The organism is Nitratiruptor tergarcus DSM 16512, from assembly GCF_027946175.1.
GTDB classification, from domain to species: Bacteria; Campylobacterota; Campylobacteria; order Campylobacterales; family Nitratiruptoraceae; genus Nitratiruptor; species Nitratiruptor tergarcus.
In genome coordinates this window covers 1,371,833-1,385,699 of sequence record NZ_AP026671.1, presented here as the reverse complement: position 1 = coordinate 1,385,699, position 13,867 = coordinate 1,371,833, and the positions used below count along the sequence as shown (strand labels likewise).

Annotated in this window: 19 protein-coding genes and 5 tRNA genes; all 24 read left to right on the top strand. The window is 37.4% G+C overall.

Annotated features, from left to right (window positions below):
• The first annotated feature begins 26 nt into the window (after window positions 1-26).
• The 24 genes from NITER_RS07235 to rplL all read left to right on the top strand — a co-directional run bounded on the left by NITER_RS07235 (window position 27) and on the right by rplL (window position 13,768).
• The gene (locus NITER_RS07235) at window positions 27-1,025 is read left to right on the top strand and encodes a DNA-directed RNA polymerase subunit alpha (protein ID WP_084275185.1); all 999 of its coding nucleotides are present in this window, start codon (window positions 27-29) and stop codon (window positions 1,023-1,025) included.
• 3 nt (window positions 1,026-1,028) lie between these two features.
• Window positions 1,029-1,379 carry a 50S ribosomal protein L17 gene (gene rplQ / locus NITER_RS07230; protein ID WP_084275186.1) on the top strand — a complete coding sequence of 117 codons (351 nt, stop codon included), beginning with the start codon at window positions 1,029-1,031 and terminating at the stop codon, window positions 1,377-1,379.
• A gap of 108 nt (window positions 1,380-1,487) precedes the next feature.
• The gene (locus tag NITER_RS07225; protein ID WP_084275187.1) at window positions 1,488-1,802 is read left to right on the top strand and encodes a NifU family protein; all 315 of its coding nucleotides are present in this window, start codon (window positions 1,488-1,490) and stop codon (window positions 1,800-1,802) included.
• Window positions 1,795-2,364, top strand: coding sequence for a hypothetical protein (locus tag NITER_RS07220; protein ID WP_084275188.1), 570 nt, complete (start codon window positions 1,795-1,797; stop codon window positions 2,362-2,364). Before NITER_RS07225 ends, NITER_RS07220 begins: the two co-directional genes overlap by 8 nt.
• A complete protein-coding gene (locus tag NITER_RS07215) occupies window positions 2,361-3,629 on the top strand; it encodes a UDP-N-acetylmuramoyl-L-alanyl-D-glutamate--2,6-diaminopimelate ligase (RefSeq protein WP_084275189.1) in 1,269 nt (422 codons plus the stop codon). The genes NITER_RS07220 and NITER_RS07215 overlap by 4 nt, the downstream gene beginning before the upstream one ends.
• Before the next feature lie 108 nt (window positions 3,630-3,737).
• Window positions 3,738-4,124, top strand: coding sequence for a (2Fe-2S) ferredoxin domain-containing protein (locus NITER_RS07210; protein ID WP_084275190.1), 387 nt, complete (start codon window positions 3,738-3,740; stop codon window positions 4,122-4,124).
• A 2-nt stretch (window positions 4,125-4,126) separates the two neighbouring features.
• Window positions 4,127-4,492, top strand: a complete 366-nt coding sequence (panD, locus tag NITER_RS07205) for an aspartate 1-decarboxylase (protein WP_084275191.1) — start codon at window positions 4,127-4,129, stop codon at window positions 4,490-4,492.
• A gap of 7 nt (window positions 4,493-4,499) precedes the next feature.
• Window positions 4,500-4,811, top strand: a complete 312-nt coding sequence (locus NITER_RS07200; protein ID WP_084275192.1) for a YbaB/EbfC family nucleoid-associated protein — start codon at window positions 4,500-4,502, stop codon at window positions 4,809-4,811.
• On the top strand, window positions 4,812-5,684 hold the full coding sequence (locus tag NITER_RS07195) for a polyprenyl synthetase family protein (RefSeq protein ID WP_281847561.1): 873 nt from the start codon (window positions 4,812-4,814) through the stop codon (window positions 5,682-5,684). It abuts the gene before it with no gap.
• The gene (gene tkt / locus NITER_RS07190; protein WP_084275193.1) at window positions 5,677-7,617 is read left to right on the top strand and encodes a transketolase; all 1,941 of its coding nucleotides are present in this window, start codon (window positions 5,677-5,679) and stop codon (window positions 7,615-7,617) included. Before NITER_RS07195 ends, tkt begins: the two co-directional genes overlap by 8 nt.
• A gap of 79 nt (window positions 7,618-7,696) precedes the next feature.
• Entirely contained in the window at window positions 7,697-8,755 is a 1,059-nt protein-coding gene (locus NITER_RS07185) for an integrase core domain-containing protein (RefSeq protein ID WP_281847559.1), read from the top strand.
• A gap of 45 nt (window positions 8,756-8,800) precedes the next feature.
• Window positions 8,801-8,877 (top strand) — tRNA-Thr (locus NITER_RS07180).
• A 30-nt stretch (window positions 8,878-8,907) separates the two neighbouring features.
• Window positions 8,908-8,993, top strand: a tRNA-Tyr gene (locus NITER_RS07175).
• 4 nt (window positions 8,994-8,997) lie between these two features.
• Window positions 8,998-9,074, top strand: a tRNA-Gly gene (locus NITER_RS07170).
• Window positions 9,075-9,161: 87 nt separating this feature from the next.
• Window positions 9,162-9,236, top strand: a tRNA-Thr gene (locus NITER_RS07165).
• 88 nt (window positions 9,237-9,324) lie between these two features.
• On the top strand, window positions 9,325-10,524 hold the full coding sequence (gene tuf / locus NITER_RS07160; RefSeq protein ID WP_084275194.1) for an elongation factor Tu: 1,200 nt from the start codon (window positions 9,325-9,327) through the stop codon (window positions 10,522-10,524).
• Between the two features lie 39 nt (window positions 10,525-10,563).
• Window positions 10,564-10,716 carry a 50S ribosomal protein L33 gene (gene rpmG / locus NITER_RS07155; RefSeq protein ID WP_084275195.1) on the top strand — a complete coding sequence of 51 codons (153 nt, stop codon included), beginning with the start codon at window positions 10,564-10,566 and terminating at the stop codon, window positions 10,714-10,716.
• Window positions 10,717-10,754: 38 nt separating this feature from the next.
• Window positions 10,755-10,830: transfer RNA gene (locus tag NITER_RS07150), tRNA-Trp, on the top strand.
• A gap of 15 nt (window positions 10,831-10,845) precedes the next feature.
• A complete protein-coding gene (secE, locus tag NITER_RS07145) occupies window positions 10,846-11,025 on the top strand; it encodes a preprotein translocase subunit SecE (protein WP_084275196.1) in 180 nt (59 codons plus the stop codon).
• Between the two features lie 12 nt (window positions 11,026-11,037).
• Window positions 11,038-11,568, top strand: coding sequence for a transcription termination/antitermination protein NusG (gene nusG / locus NITER_RS07140; RefSeq protein ID WP_084275197.1), 531 nt, complete (start codon window positions 11,038-11,040; stop codon window positions 11,566-11,568).
• Between the two features lie 18 nt (window positions 11,569-11,586).
• Window positions 11,587-12,012: a 50S ribosomal protein L11 gene (gene rplK, locus NITER_RS07135; RefSeq protein WP_084275198.1), complete on the top strand. Its 426-nt coding sequence runs from the start codon at window positions 11,587-11,589 to the stop codon at window positions 12,010-12,012.
• Window positions 12,013-12,068: 56 nt separating this feature from the next.
• On the top strand, window positions 12,069-12,776 hold the full coding sequence (gene rplA, locus NITER_RS07130; RefSeq protein ID WP_084275199.1) for a 50S ribosomal protein L1: 708 nt from the start codon (window positions 12,069-12,071) through the stop codon (window positions 12,774-12,776).
• A 75-nt stretch (window positions 12,777-12,851) separates the two neighbouring features.
• A complete protein-coding gene (rplJ, locus tag NITER_RS07125) occupies window positions 12,852-13,364 on the top strand; it encodes a 50S ribosomal protein L10 (RefSeq protein WP_084275200.1) in 513 nt (170 codons plus the stop codon).
• A gap of 20 nt (window positions 13,365-13,384) precedes the next feature.
• Window positions 13,385-13,768, top strand: coding sequence for a 50S ribosomal protein L7/L12 (gene rplL, locus NITER_RS07120; RefSeq protein ID WP_084275201.1), 384 nt, complete (start codon window positions 13,385-13,387; stop codon window positions 13,766-13,768).
• The last annotated feature ends 99 nt before the right edge of the window (window positions 13,769-13,867 follow it).

Here is a 13,867-nt window from a genome sequence, read left to right as displayed (position 1 = left end):
GAAAAATTCACAAAAGAGAGTAGGCAATGAATAGAATAAAAGTAACACCATCGGTTCCAACAAATCTTGAAGTAGAGAAGGTAAAAGAGAATCACATCCGACTGAATGTATATCCTTATGAGAGCGGATATGCAATTTCTATTGCACATCCTTTAAGACGACTACTATTGAGCAGTACAGTGGGATATGCACCTGTTGGAATCAAAATAGAGGGTGTACAACACGAATTTGATAGCGTCAGAGGTATGTTAGAGGATGTTGCTGAATTTATTATCAATCTTAAAAACATTCGTTTCAAAATCAAAGATGAAGAAAAAGACAACGTTACTGTTTCGTTTTCGTTCTCTGGTCCAAAAGAGCTCTACGGAAAAGATCTATCTAATGATGAAATTGAAGTGGTGACTCCAGATAATTTTTTAGCAACCCTGAATGAAGATGCACAGCTAAATTTTGAAGTTATTGTGAAAAAGGGAATAGGATATGTTCCAAGCGAAGCAATAAGAGAGTCTTTGCCAGAAGGTTTTATTCCGCTGGATGCATTCTTCACACCAGTTAAAAAAGCTGTTTATACAATTGAAAATGTTCTCGTTGAAGATAATCCTAACTATGAAAAAATTGTTTTTGATATCGAAACAGATGGGCAGGTTGATCCTGTAAAAGCTTTAAAAATGGCTCTAGATGTTCTTTACAATCAACTCGCTATATTCAATAATGATATCACACTCATCGAAGGTGGAAGTGCGAAAAATGGTGCTCAAAACGAGCAGATATTTTTTGAAAAAATAGATGCTCTAGGACTAAGTGCACGTAGCTATAACTCATTGCAACGAGCAGGTGTAGAATATGTAGGAGAACTCCTTCTTATGGATAAAGATGAATTAAAAAATATTAAAAATCTTGGCAAAAAATCTCTCGATGAAATTGAAGAGAGATTAGAGGATCTAGACGTGGATGTAGAGTCTATGACACCACAGATGAAGTCCACTATTGCTGAGAAGATACAACAGATAAAATCTAAAGGATAAGTGATGAGACATAAGCATGGATATAGAAAACTCAGTAGAACAAGTGCTCACAGAAAAGCACTTTTAAAAAATCTTGCTATAGCACTCATAATGAATGAAAAAATAGAAACAACTGTTGCGAAAGCAAAAACTTTGCGCAGTTATATAGAAAAGTTAGTTACTAAAGCACGTGTGGGTGATTTTAATGCTCACAGAGAAGTGTTTGCATATCTTCAAGATAAAGAAGCTACTAAAAAGCTTCTCAATGAAATTGCACCTCGATATAAAGAGAGAAATGGTGGTTATACTCGTATAGTACGTACGAGAATTAGAAGAGGCGATGCATCACCTATGGCTTTTATCGAATTTGTATAATACTTCCGAGGCTTTTGCCTCGAAATTCTTGCACTATTGCAATTAAAAAATTTTTTTCAGCTACCTATAATAACATTTAAACTATATTCCTTCTAAAAAAGGCCTACTATGAGTTTACCATTTACTGATGAAGATCTCTATCCAGCAGTAGAGAGAGTGATAGAAAAATTAAAACCTATGTTAGCACTCGATGGAGGAGATATCAAGCTGCTCGGTGTAAAAAATGGAAAAGTATTTGTGCAACTTGGAGGAGCATGTGTAGGGTGTAGTGCGGCTGGAAATACTCTCAAATATGGAGTAGAAAGACAGCTAAAAATTGACATTCATCCTGATATAGAAGTTGTCAATATACCACCTGGATATGAAGATCAATGGGAAGATATAGCAGCACAATATGAAGGAGACGAGCATAATAATGGATAAGAAGAAGCTTTTGCAAAAAGCTGCAGAGAGTTTTATGAAAAAAAATTTTCAAGTATCATTGCAAAACTATAATAGTGTTTTACAATTAGAGCCTACAAATAAAGAGGCACATCTGGGTGTTATACTGTGTGATCTAGCAAGTGAAGATGAAGAAGAAGCACTAGCACTTTTTGATTTTTACATTATTCTCAAAGAAGAGGGTGAAGAAGAACCAGAAAAACGTGTATTGGAAATGTTAAAAACATTAGAAGATTCGCAAAGAAGTTTTGTGGAAAGTTTTGAAAATGAAAATTCAACAGTTACAATGGAGGGGATCTCCTACAAAGATTTTAAAGAAATAGTTGCAAATAGAGGAAGTTTCAAGCGAGCTTTTGAAGATATTATGTTTAGTACCAAAGTTATTATTACACAGAAAAATGATTTTTTCGATTTTATAGAAAATCTCATAGAAAATGGATTTACCGATATAGTCTATAGCTACCTAGAAGATGCTTCTAAACTCTATCCAACCGATGAGAAATTACAAGAGTTTTTTGAAAAGCTTCATAGTGAGAAAGCATGATAGTCGATTTTCATGGCAAAAAAATTACAGATAATACTGCTGAAATTGAAAATGCTGATCTCTTCTTACTTACTGATCAAAATAGAAAATATTTTTCTCATAGCTGCGAAACTATCACTCCAAAAGAGTTGATAGAAGAGTTGCAATTACAAAATATCAAAATTATAGGTATAACAGGCACCAATGGAAAGACGACAACAGCTGCCGCAATATATTCATTGCTCAATGATTTAGGATTCAAAGCTGCACTGCAAGGGACACGAGGCTTTTTTGTTGCGGATGAACAGTTAGGCAAGAAATCTTTAACAACACCTTCTATTTTGGAAACGGTATCGCATCTTTTTGCAGCAAAACAGAGAGGATGTGATTATTTTTGCATGGAGGTGAGCTCTCATGCAATTGTGCAAAACAGAATAGAAGGGCTCGATTTTTCACTTAAAGTCTTTACAAATATTTCGCAAGATCATCTTGATTACCATAAAACACTGCAAAAGTATGTGGCTGCAAAAAGTGCATTTTTTGCAGATGAATCTACCAAACTTATCAACAAAGAGGATAAAAACCTTCAATATAATCTCAAAAATACTCGTACATATGCAGTTGAAGAGCCGGCAACATACCAGATTGTTGCTTACTCTTTAGAAAATGGCATAAGTGGAGTCATCCAGTTTGGTTCACAAATGGCAGATTTTCACTCTTCCTTGCAAGGACTCTTCAATCTTTATAATCTCACTGCAGCTATTGGTGCAGTGCACATTGTTACGAATGAAGAATTGCAAAAGATTTGTGATGTAGTTGAAAATTTTGCTGGTGTGAAAGGACGCATGGAGGTTGTATCTACAAAACCTCTCATTATTATTGATTTTGCACATACACCAGATGGTATGCAAAAGGTTTTTGAATCCTTCCCTGGTAAAAAAATTGTTGCAGTTTTTGGTGCTGGAGGAGAGAGAGATAGGGATAAGCGGGCAAAAATGGGAAATATAGCAAGTAGATTTTGTACGAGAATCTATCTAACGAACGATAATCCAAGAAGAGAAAACCCATCTACTATAATTGAGGATATTGCCCAGGGTATTAATACAGATATACAAGTTGAAAAAATTGAAGATAGAAAAGAGGCAATTAAACGCGCTATAAAAAATCTCAAAAAAGATGAAATACTTTTAATATTAGGTAAAGGTGATGAAGAGTATATGGAAATAGAGGGGGAGAAAATACCTTTTAATGATAGAGATATAGTCGAGCAAATAATAGAAAGTTAATATTTGGAAGCTACTTAAGTAATTTATTTATTCCATATATTTAATGCATATATGATGAATTATTGCTACAATTCAGACAAAAATTGTATTAATTAAAAAGGAGCTAGTATGGGAATCCCTCAACCAACATTTTATATATTCAAGTGTGAGCAATCAGCACCTCCAGGTTTTCCAAAACCAAGCTGTGTGAGTGCAAATAATCCTGAAAGTCAACAGCTTTTTCAACATTTAGCGCAAAAATTGATGGAAAAAGGTATCATTGCTGCAGTACAGCCTGTGCGTACAGGTTGCCTCAACAGATGTCAATTGGGGCCAGTTATGCTTGTAGAGCCTGGGCATTATATGTATGTTGGGTTAGATAAGGAAAAAATTGATAGAATTATAGAAGAGCATATCATTGGAGGAAATCCAGTCCAAGAGTATTTAATTCCAAAAGAGTATTGGGATGAGCCAATGAGTATAGCTGATGTTATTAAAATGGCAGGTGGAGCGTAAGAATGCAAATAGAGATGCTCTATAGCAAAATACATCGTGCGACAGTGACAGATGCCAACTTAAACTATGTTGGCTCCATCACTATCGATGAAGAGCTTATGGAGGCAGCAAAACTTCGTGTTGGCCAAAAGGTTGATATTCTCAATATCAATAACGGTGAGCGCTTTCAAACCTATGTTATTAAAGGTGAGCGAGGAAAGCGCGAAATTTGTCTCAATGGTGCTGCAGCAAGAAAAGCGCATCCAGGAGATAAAATCATTATAGTGGCATATGCATATATGAGTGAGGATGAATTAGCTCTTTACGAACCAACGATAGTGCTTGTAAATGAAAATAATGATATCGATGAAATAATCAACTATATGTGAGGAAAAAATGTTTGACAAACTCAATCTCTCAGAACTTGGCAAAATGTTTGAAGAGATACAAGAAAAAGCGAAAAAAGCGCAAGAAGAGAGTGAAAAAAAAGAGTTTACTGCAAAAAGTGGTGGTGGGCTTGTAAAAGTGACTGCAAATGGAAAAGGTGAAATAATAGATATCTCGATTGATGATTCACTTCTTGAAGATAAGGAGTCTTTGGAAATTTTGCTCATTAGTGCAATAAATGATGTACTCAAAATGGTAGAAGAAGAGAAAAAATCAATGGCAATGAATCTAATGAACCCTGATCTTTTTGGACAGAAATAGATGGACCTAGCTGAAGTTTTTGAAAAACATCTTCAAAAAAATCTTATTGACATTCAAACTTATCACCCTTATTATAAAGAAGCCCTCAATTTTATGCTACAAGCTGGTGGCAAACGGTTTAGACCAGTATTGCTTTTGAGTGTGGTCAAAGCCGCAAATCCCTTACTGATTCCTTCTGCATTAGATGCTGCTTTGGCGATTGAAATACTTCACACCTATTCATTGATTCACGACGATCTTCCCGTAATGGATGATGCAGATCTTCGCAGAGGCAAACCAACGCTACATAAAAAATTTGATGAACTAACAGCTGTTCTTGTTGGAGATGCACTCAATACTCATGCATTCTATATTCTTGTAAAAGCAGCGTTGCATAATGATGTGAAGATAAAACTTGTACAAATTTTAAGCTTTAATGGTGGCGTGCATGGAATGGTGCACGGACAGATTCTTGACTGCCATTTTGAGGGTGAGAAACTAACACTCGAAGAGCTTAAAACTCTCCATAGGAATAAAACTGCAAAACTTATAGCTGCTTCATTAGAAATGGGGGCAGTAATTGCAAATCTTGGTGAAGAGATTGAAAAAAACCTCTATGATTTTGGTTTACAATTAGGGTTGCTGTTTCAAATTCAAGATGATATTATTGATGAGATAATGAGTGAAGCAGAAGCAGGGAAAACTACGAAAAATGATGCTTTAAAAAACTCGTTTGTAAATCTCTTAGGACTTGAAGGTGCCATTAAAGAAGCAGATGCACTTGCAAAAAAAATAGAAGAAGATCTTGGCACCGTTCCAGCAAATGTTCAAGAAGAATTAAAAAAGCTTTTACAACAATATCTTTATAGACACAAAAAGGAAAGTAATGGATAAAAAGATGTTCAAAAAAATGGCTGATACGATAAGATTCTTGGGTCTTGATATGATCCAAAAGGCAAATAGTGGCCATCCTGGTGTAGTGTTAGGACTCGCAGATATTGCAGTTGTGCTTTCACAACACCTTCGTCACAATCCAAAAAATCCCAAATGGCTTAATCGCGATCGTCTTGTATTTAGTGGAGGACATGCAACAGGGCTTATCTATTCGCTTCTGTATCTTTGGGGATATGATGTAAGCTTAGAAGATCTCAAAGAGTTCCGACAGTTTGGAAGCAAAACACCAGGCCATCCAGAATATGGACATACTCCTGGAGTTGAAATAACAACTGGTCCTCTGGGACAAGGTGTAGCGAATGCTATCGGTATGGCAATGGCGAGCAAGTATGCTGCACGTCTTCTCAATACAGAAACAACAAAAATTATAGACCACAATGTCTACTGCCTCTGTGGTGATGGAGACTTGGAAGAGGGAATTAGTTATGAAGCGTGCGCATTAGCAGGAAGATTTGAACTTGATAACTTAATAATGATTTATGATAGTAACCATATTACAATTGAGGGTGATACTTCTTTAGCATGGAATGAAGATGTAAAGAGGCGATTTGAAGCGCAAAACTGGGATGTTACTGAAGTTAATGGACACGACTATGAGGATATAGATGCAGCGTTGCGCTGGGCGAAAAAACGAAAAAAACCGGTACTCATTATTGCTCATACGACAATAGCGAAAGGAAGCTGCAAATATGAAGGAGATCCGCACTCTCATGGAGCACCCCTTGGTGAAGATGATATTCGATGCGCTAAAGAAAAAGCTGGATTTCCACCTGATGAGCAATTTTATGTACCAGAAGATGTATTAGTACGTTTTCGCTGTGCAGTAGAAAAAGGGGAGCTTGCCGAGCGAGAGTGGAAAAAACTCATCACAGAGTCTCCATACAAAGAGCAAAATGAGATTTTACAGAGACTGCAAAATCCAGATTTTGATGCAATCGAGTGGCCAGAATTTGAGGCAGGAAGCATGATTGCAACACGTGATAGCAATGGAAAAATTCTCAATGCGATTGCAAAAGCACTACCTGCATTTGTAGGGGGGAGTGCAGACTTAGCTCCATCAAATAAAACATATTTGCAAGGTATGGGAGATTTCCCAAATGGAAAAAATTTTCACTTTGGAGTGCGTGAGCATGCAATGGGAGCAATTTGTAACGGAATGGCAGCGTATGGTTTGCTCATACCATTTAATGCAACATTTTTTGTCTTTAGTGACTATCAAAAAGCCGCTGTACGAATAGCAGCACTTTCAAAACTCAAAAACTATTTCATCTGGACGCATGATAGTATAGGTGTAGGTGAAGATGGACCAACGCACCAGCCAATCGAGCAATTAACTACGTTTAGAGCTTTACCACAGTTTTATACATTTAGACCTGCTGATGCAACAGAAAATGTAGAGTGCTGGAAAGTAGCTTTGCAACTGGATAAGCCGTGTGGATTTGTTCTAAGCCGTCAAAAACTTAAAACTCTTAAACCTCAACGAGATTTTGGAGAGCCACGCTTTGGGGGATATATCATCAAAAAACGGGATAATGCAGTACTTACACTTATAGCAACAGGTAGCGAAGTGATGTTAGCACTACAAGCTGGCTGTCATCTTGAAGAAAAAGGAATTAATGCAAATATCGTCAGTATGCCTTGTATGGAACTCTTTTTAGAACAAGACAAAGAGTATCAGGATACTGTCATTGATCCAAAAACAAAAGTGCTAGCAATAGAAGCAGGTGCAGGAATTGAATGGTACCGTTTTGCAGATGATGTAATAAGTATGGAAAATAGATTTGGCGCTAGTGGAAAAGCAGATGTTCTATTTAAAGAGTACGGGTTTACAATAGAAAATATTATTATAAAAGCACAAAGTCTTCTAGGATAGCCGATGGCTATCCAAATTTTTTTTCAAAAACTCTGCATAAGTTCAAACACATATGGCACTCTGAGAGGGAGAGTGAGGAGTGCAAATCAAATACACGTTGCCAGGGCTCAAAGGATATAAAAGATTAGAGAGGATATACTACAATTCGCTTATGATAAGCGAAGAGGCAAAAAGAAGAAAAAAGATATTGGAGTTTTGGGAAAAATATGGACTAGCAGCAACAACTGAAGCTTTTGGAGTAAGCAGAAGAACACTCTTTCGATGGAAAAAGAGTTTAAATGATGCAGATGGCGATATAAAAGCCTTAAATCCAAAATCACGAAGACCAAAAAGAGTAAGAGAGTCAAAAGTTCCAATAGAAGTTATTAAAGAGATAAAACGATTAAGAAAAGCATATCCCAACATCGGCAAAGCAAAACTCTACCACCTGCTTAAACCTTTTTGTGAAGAAAAAGAACTTAAAACTCCCTCGGAATCCACAATAGGAAGAATAATCGCAAAAGCACCAGATACAATGAGACTTTTTCCCTACCGCATCGATACAAAAGGAAAAGTGAAACCAAAAAAGAAGACACAAAAAAACAGAAAACCAAAAAACCTCAAATCTAAACCATTTGAACTCTGGGCAGTCGATACCATCCAAATAGTATCAAACGGTATAAAACGATATATCCTTACTATGATTGACCCACTCACACGTATTGCATTCGCAGTAGCAATTCCATCTAAAAGAGCAAAACATACTGCATATGCTCTTGAAGCTTTAATTGATGGAATAACCTCCATCAAACAAAAACGTAAACTTGCAATTCTTTCAGATAATGGCAGTGAATTTAAAAAAGAGTTTGATGCTCTGCTTGAACAAAAAGGCTTTACACACTACTGGACATATCCAAGGAGCCCTAAAATGAATGCACACAATGAAAGATTCAATAGAACAATTCAAGAACAATTTATTCAATACTATGAAGATTTACTCTTTACAGATTTGGATGAATTCAATAAAAAATTAGCAAAATGGCTCATCGATTACAATACCAAAATACCACACTCTTCTCTTAATTTTAAATCTCCGGTACAATACCTTCTTGAAAATCATTATGAGTGCCATATGTATTGGACTTATACAAACTCTTGACACATAAAAAAATCTCTTGTATAATTCCACTCGTTATCAATCAACGCCGGTGTAGCTCAGTTGGCTAGAGCAGCTGATTTGTAATCAGCAGGTCGGGGGTTCGAGTCCCTTCACCGGCTCCATTTAAAATTTCAGCGTTTGACCAGTAAAAGGGTGGGATACCCAAGCGGCCAACGGGGGCAGACTGTAAATCTGCTGGCTTTCGCCTTCGGAGGTTCGAATCCTCCTCCCACCACCATTTTGCGGGAGTAGCTCAGTTGGCTAGAGCATCAGCCTTCCAAGCTGAGGGTCGCGGGTTCGAGTCCCGTCTCCCGCTCCATATAAACTGGGAGCTGAACTAAATGTAGCTACAACTCCTACTTTAGTTTTGCTTCCAATTTATATTTACAACGAACCGATATGCTATGCCCAGATAGCTCAGTGGTAGAGCACTTCCTTGGTAAGGAAGAGGTCGGCGGTTCAATCCCGCTTCTGGGCTCCATTCACTGCAGCTAGCGAGCATATTTGTTTTTGGGTGGTAATTTGGATATAATTAGCCCGCAATTTTAATTACAAACGGAGGAAAAGCAATGGCAAAAGAGAAATTCGTCAAAACCAAGCCTCACGTCAACATCGGTACTATTGGCCACGTTGACCACGGTAAAACAACTTTGACAGCTGCTATTACTGCTGTTTTGGCAGAAAAAGGTTATGCAGAAAAAAGAGATTATGATCAAATCGATAATGCGCCTGAAGAGAGAGAAAGAGGGATTACTATCGCTACTTCTCACGTAGAGTATGAAACAGATAAAAGACACTATGCTCACGTTGACTGCCCAGGGCACGCTGACTACGTTAAAAACATGATCACTGGTGCTGCACAGATGGATGGAGCCATTTTAGTTGTATCTGCTGCTGATGGTCCTATGCCACAAACTCGTGAGCACATCCTACTTGCACGCCAAGTTGGTGTTCCTTATATCGTGGTATTCTTGAATAAAGAAGATATGGTAGACGATCCTGAGCTTCTTGAACTTGTTGAGATGGAAGTAAGAGAGCTTCTCAATGAGTATGACTTCCCAGGAGACGATGTTCCTGTAATTGCTGGTTCTGCACTTAAAGCGCTAGAAGAAGCAAAAAATGGTGAAATTGGTCCTTGGAGTGAAAAGATCCTTAAGCTTATGGAAGCAGTTGATGAGTATATTCCAACTCCAGAGCGCGATATCGATAAACCATTCTTGATGCCAATCGAAGATGTTTTCTCAATCTCTGGACGTGGTACTGTTGTTACAGGAAGAATCGAAAGAGGTGTTGTAAAAGTTGGTGATGAAATCGAAATCGTAGGTCTTCGCCCAACTCAAAAGACAACTGTTACTGGCGTTGAGATGTTTAGAAAAGAGCTAGATCAAGGTGAAGCTGGTGACAACGTAGGGGTACTTCTTAGAGGTACTAAAAAAGAAGAGGTTGAAAGAGGTCAAGTTCTTGCTCAACCAGGAACAATCACACCTCATACAAAATTTGAAGCAGAAATTTACGTACTTACAAAAGAGGAAGGTGGACGTCATACACCATTCTTCAGCGGATATAGACCACAGTTCTATGTACGTACAACAGATGTAACAGGAACTATTACATTGCCTGAGGGCGTTGAAATGGTTATGCCTGGCGATAACGTAAAAATCAACGCTGAACTCATTGCACCAATTGCTCTTGAAGAGGGAACAAGATTTGCTATCCGTGAAGGTGGTAGAACTGTTGGTGCAGGTGTTGTAAGTAAAATTATCGAATAATATTCGGGGCTTCGCCCCTTTTTATAGCAAGGGCTGATTATGAGAGACAAAATTCATTTGGCATGTGAAAAGTGTGGAAGAAGAAATTACCATACAACCAAAAACAAAAAAACGCATCCAGAAAAATTCGAAATAAGAAAATATTGTAAATTTTGCAAAGAGCATACGCTCCATAAAGAAGCAAAACTATAATTTTAGAAGAGGGTTTTTCCCTCCTTCGTTTTAAATATAGGGCAGTAGCTCAGTTGGTAGAGCAACGGTCTCCAAAACCGTTGGCCGGGGGTTCGAGTCCCTCCTGCCCTGCCATATCTAAGGAAAAATATGGAAAAGTTTATACAGTATTTACAAAATGCTCGCAATGAGATTCAAAAAGTTATTTTTCCAACTAAAGAGCAGGTTAAAAACGCTTACATAGCTGTATTTATAGTCGTTTCAGTTGTTGCGCTCTTCTTGGCTATAGTTGATGGGGCAATGTCTTTTGTCCTGTCACATATAATGTAATTAAGGAATTTTATGGCACACAAGTGGTATGCAATTCAGGTTTATGCAGGAAGTGAAAAAGCTGTAAAAACTGCAATTGAAAATATGGCCAAAGAGCTGCATCTCGAAGACAAAATTAAAGAAGTTGTTGTTCCAACAGAAGATGTCATCGAAGTAAAAAATGGGAAGAAAAAGATAACCGAAAGAAGCATATACCCTGGATATGTTTTTGCAAATATTGATCTTGATACAGATCTTTGGCAAAAGATTCAGACATTGCCAAAAGTGTCGAGATTCATTGGTGAATCTAAAAAACCTACTCCTATTTCTGAAGAAGATGTGAAAAAGATTCTAGAGAAAACTGAGAAAAAAGGCGCCCCAAAACCAAAAATATCTTACGAGCCAGGAGAAGTGGTACGTATTACAGAGGGCCCATTTGCCAACTTTACAGGAGTCGTTGAAGAGTATGATATGGAGCATGGGAAGTTGAAACTCAATGTTTCAATATTTGGAAGAAGTACTCCTGTAGAGATACTCTATACGCAAGTTGAAAAGATTATCTAAGTTAAAGAAAGGAAGAAAATGGCAAAGAAAATAGTAGACCAATTTAAACTGCAAATTCCGGCTGGTAAAGCCAATCCATCACCTCCAGTTGGTCCAGCCCTTGGACAGCGTGGTGTGAACATTATGGAATTTTGTAAAGCTTTTAATGAAAAAACAAAAGATATGATGGGGTTTAATATCCCCGTTGTTATAACTGTATACAGTGATAGAAGCTTTACATTTGTTACAAAACAGCCCCCTGCAACTGACTTGATTAAAAAAGCTGCAGGTATTCAAAAAGGGAGTGACAACCCGCTTAAAAATAAAGTAGGCAAAATAACACAAGCACAACTTGAAGAGATTGCAAAAACAAAAATGCCTGATCTTAATACTACTGATATAGAAGCTGCAAAGCGCATTATTGCAGGTAGTTGCAGAAGTATGGGTGTTGAAATAGTAGATTGATCCCAACCACTGGATCTCAAATAAAGTGGTAGCAAAAAAATTATGCGGAGTGAATAATGGCGAAAAAACATTCTAAAAGATATCAAGAACTATTAAATAAAATTGAAAAAGGTAAACTTTATTCAGTAGAAGAAGCAGTAGAGAAAGTAAAAGATCTAAAATCTGCTAAATTTGATGAAACTGTTGAACTTGCTCTCAGACTCGGAGTTGATCCTAGACATGCTGATCAGATGGTACGAGGTTCAGTAGTTTTACCTCACGGAACAGGTAAAACTGTAAGAGTTGCTGTTTTTGCTAAAGGTGCAAAAGCAGATGAGGCAAAAGAGTGTGGTGCTGACATAGTTGGTGCTGAAGATTTAGTTGAAGAGATCCAAAATGGAAATATAAATTTTGATATTGCTATAGCAACTCCAGACATGATGGGTTTAGTTGGAAAAATCGGTAGAATTTTAGGACCTAAAGGCCTTATGCCAAACCCTAAAACTGGTACTGTTACAATGGATGTGTGTAAAGCAGTAAAAAATGCAAAAGCGGGTCAAGTAAATTTTAGAGTTGATAAAAAGGGAAACATTCATGCTGGTATTGGCAAAGCAAGTTTCTCACCTGAAGCTTTAAAAGAGAATCTCGAAGCTTTTGTTGCACAAATTAATAAACTCAAACCTGCTGCTGCAAAAGGACGTTATATTCGCCATGCTGCATTATCGTTGACAATGAGCCCTGCGGTAGAACTTAATCCACAAGAGTTAATGGATATTAAAGCGTAGTTTATCTTAGACTGAAGATAGCGGGCATCCATAAGACCTGCTTGAAGTCTTCTGTCGGAAAGGAGGTAAAAAAATTTGACACGTAGCCAAAAAGAAGAGGTTGTATCTTACCTCACCGAAGAGTTCAAAAATGCTGCCGCGATCGTCGATTGTGATTATAAAGGGATGAGTGTTGCTGAACTTGAATCACTCCGACGCGCAGCAAAGGAAAAAGGGCTCAAAGTCAGAGTTGTAAAAAACACTCTAGCAATGATTGCTCTTAAAAACAACGGTGTTGAAGACTTTGTGCTCAAAGAGACAAACGTTTTGGTTTGGGGAGATGATTTGGTAGATCTTGCCAAAACTGTAACTGATTTTGCTAAAGAGCACAAAGAGAACTTCAAAATCAAACAGGGCTATTTTGAAGGCGAAGTTGCTGATGCGAGCAAAATTGAAGCTTATAGCAAGCTTCCAAGCAAAGAAGAGCTACTTGGAATGCTTTTGTCTGTATGGACTGCTCCATTGCGCAATCTCCTCTATGTATGGAATGCGCCTAAACAAAACTTTGTTACTGTTCTTGAAAATATAAGACAACAAAAAGAAAGCTAAAAAAATAAAAGGAGAGAAGAATGGCTTGTACAAGAGAAGATGTAATCGAATATATCTCAAACCTTAGTGTTTTGGAACTTAGTGAACTTGTAAAAGAGTTTGAAGAGAAATTTGGTGTTAGCGCACAACCAACTGTAGTTGCTGGAGCTGTAGCTGCTGGTGGTGCTGAAGGTGGTGCTGCTGCAGAAGAAAAAACTGAATTTGACGTAGTATTGACTGATGCTGGTCCTAAGAAAATTAATACTATTAAAGTTATTAGACAAGTAACTGGTCTTGGACTTAAAGAGGCTAAAGAAGCTGCAGAAAATACACCAACTACAATTAAAGAGGGTGTAAGCAAAGAAGAGGCTGAAGAGCTTAAAAAACAATTCGAAGAAGCTGGCGCTAAAGTAGAAATTAAATAAGACTTTCAATAAATACTTAGAAGAGGAAGCTTTCCTCTTCTTAAACAAATTTGCGATAAAATACTCCCCCTTCTACATATACCATGCGGTAAAAACTAC

Coding starts and splice junctions, on each gene's coding strand:
- NITER_RS07220 (WP_084275188.1), top strand. CDS start 1,795: ATGGATAAGAAGAAGCTTTTGCAAAAAGCTGCAGAGAGTTTTATGAAA.
- NITER_RS07200 (WP_084275192.1), top strand. CDS start 4,500: ATGTTTGACAAACTCAATCTCTCAGAACTTGGCAAAATGTTTGAAGAG.
- rplQ (WP_084275186.1), top strand. CDS start 1,029: ATGAGACATAAGCATGGATATAGAAAACTCAGTAGAACAAGTGCTCAC.
- rplA (WP_084275199.1), top strand. CDS start 12,069: ATGGCGAAAAAACATTCTAAAAGATATCAAGAACTATTAAATAAAATT.
- nusG (WP_084275197.1), top strand. CDS start 11,038: ATGGCACACAAGTGGTATGCAATTCAGGTTTATGCAGGAAGTGAAAAA.
- tuf (WP_084275194.1), top strand. CDS start 9,325: ATGGCAAAAGAGAAATTCGTCAAAACCAAGCCTCACGTCAACATCGGT.
- NITER_RS07215 (WP_084275189.1), top strand. CDS start 2,361: ATGATAGTCGATTTTCATGGCAAAAAAATTACAGATAATACTGCTGAA.
- rplL (WP_084275201.1), top strand. CDS start 13,385: ATGGCTTGTACAAGAGAAGATGTAATCGAATATATCTCAAACCTTAGT.
- NITER_RS07195 (WP_281847561.1), top strand. CDS start 4,812: ATGGACCTAGCTGAAGTTTTTGAAAAACATCTTCAAAAAAATCTTATT.
- rplK (WP_084275198.1), top strand. CDS start 11,587: ATGGCAAAGAAAATAGTAGACCAATTTAAACTGCAAATTCCGGCTGGT.
- tkt (WP_084275193.1), top strand. CDS start 5,677: ATGGATAAAAAGATGTTCAAAAAAATGGCTGATACGATAAGATTCTTG.
- secE (WP_084275196.1), top strand. CDS start 10,846: ATGGAAAAGTTTATACAGTATTTACAAAATGCTCGCAATGAGATTCAA.
- panD (WP_084275191.1), top strand. CDS start 4,127: ATGCAAATAGAGATGCTCTATAGCAAAATACATCGTGCGACAGTGACA.
- NITER_RS07235 (WP_084275185.1), top strand. CDS start 27: ATGAATAGAATAAAAGTAACACCATCGGTTCCAACAAATCTTGAAGTA.
- NITER_RS07225 (WP_084275187.1), top strand. CDS start 1,488: ATGAGTTTACCATTTACTGATGAAGATCTCTATCCAGCAGTAGAGAGA.
- rpmG (WP_084275195.1), top strand. CDS start 10,564: ATGAGAGACAAAATTCATTTGGCATGTGAAAAGTGTGGAAGAAGAAAT.
- NITER_RS07210 (WP_084275190.1), top strand. CDS start 3,738: ATGGGAATCCCTCAACCAACATTTTATATATTCAAGTGTGAGCAATCA.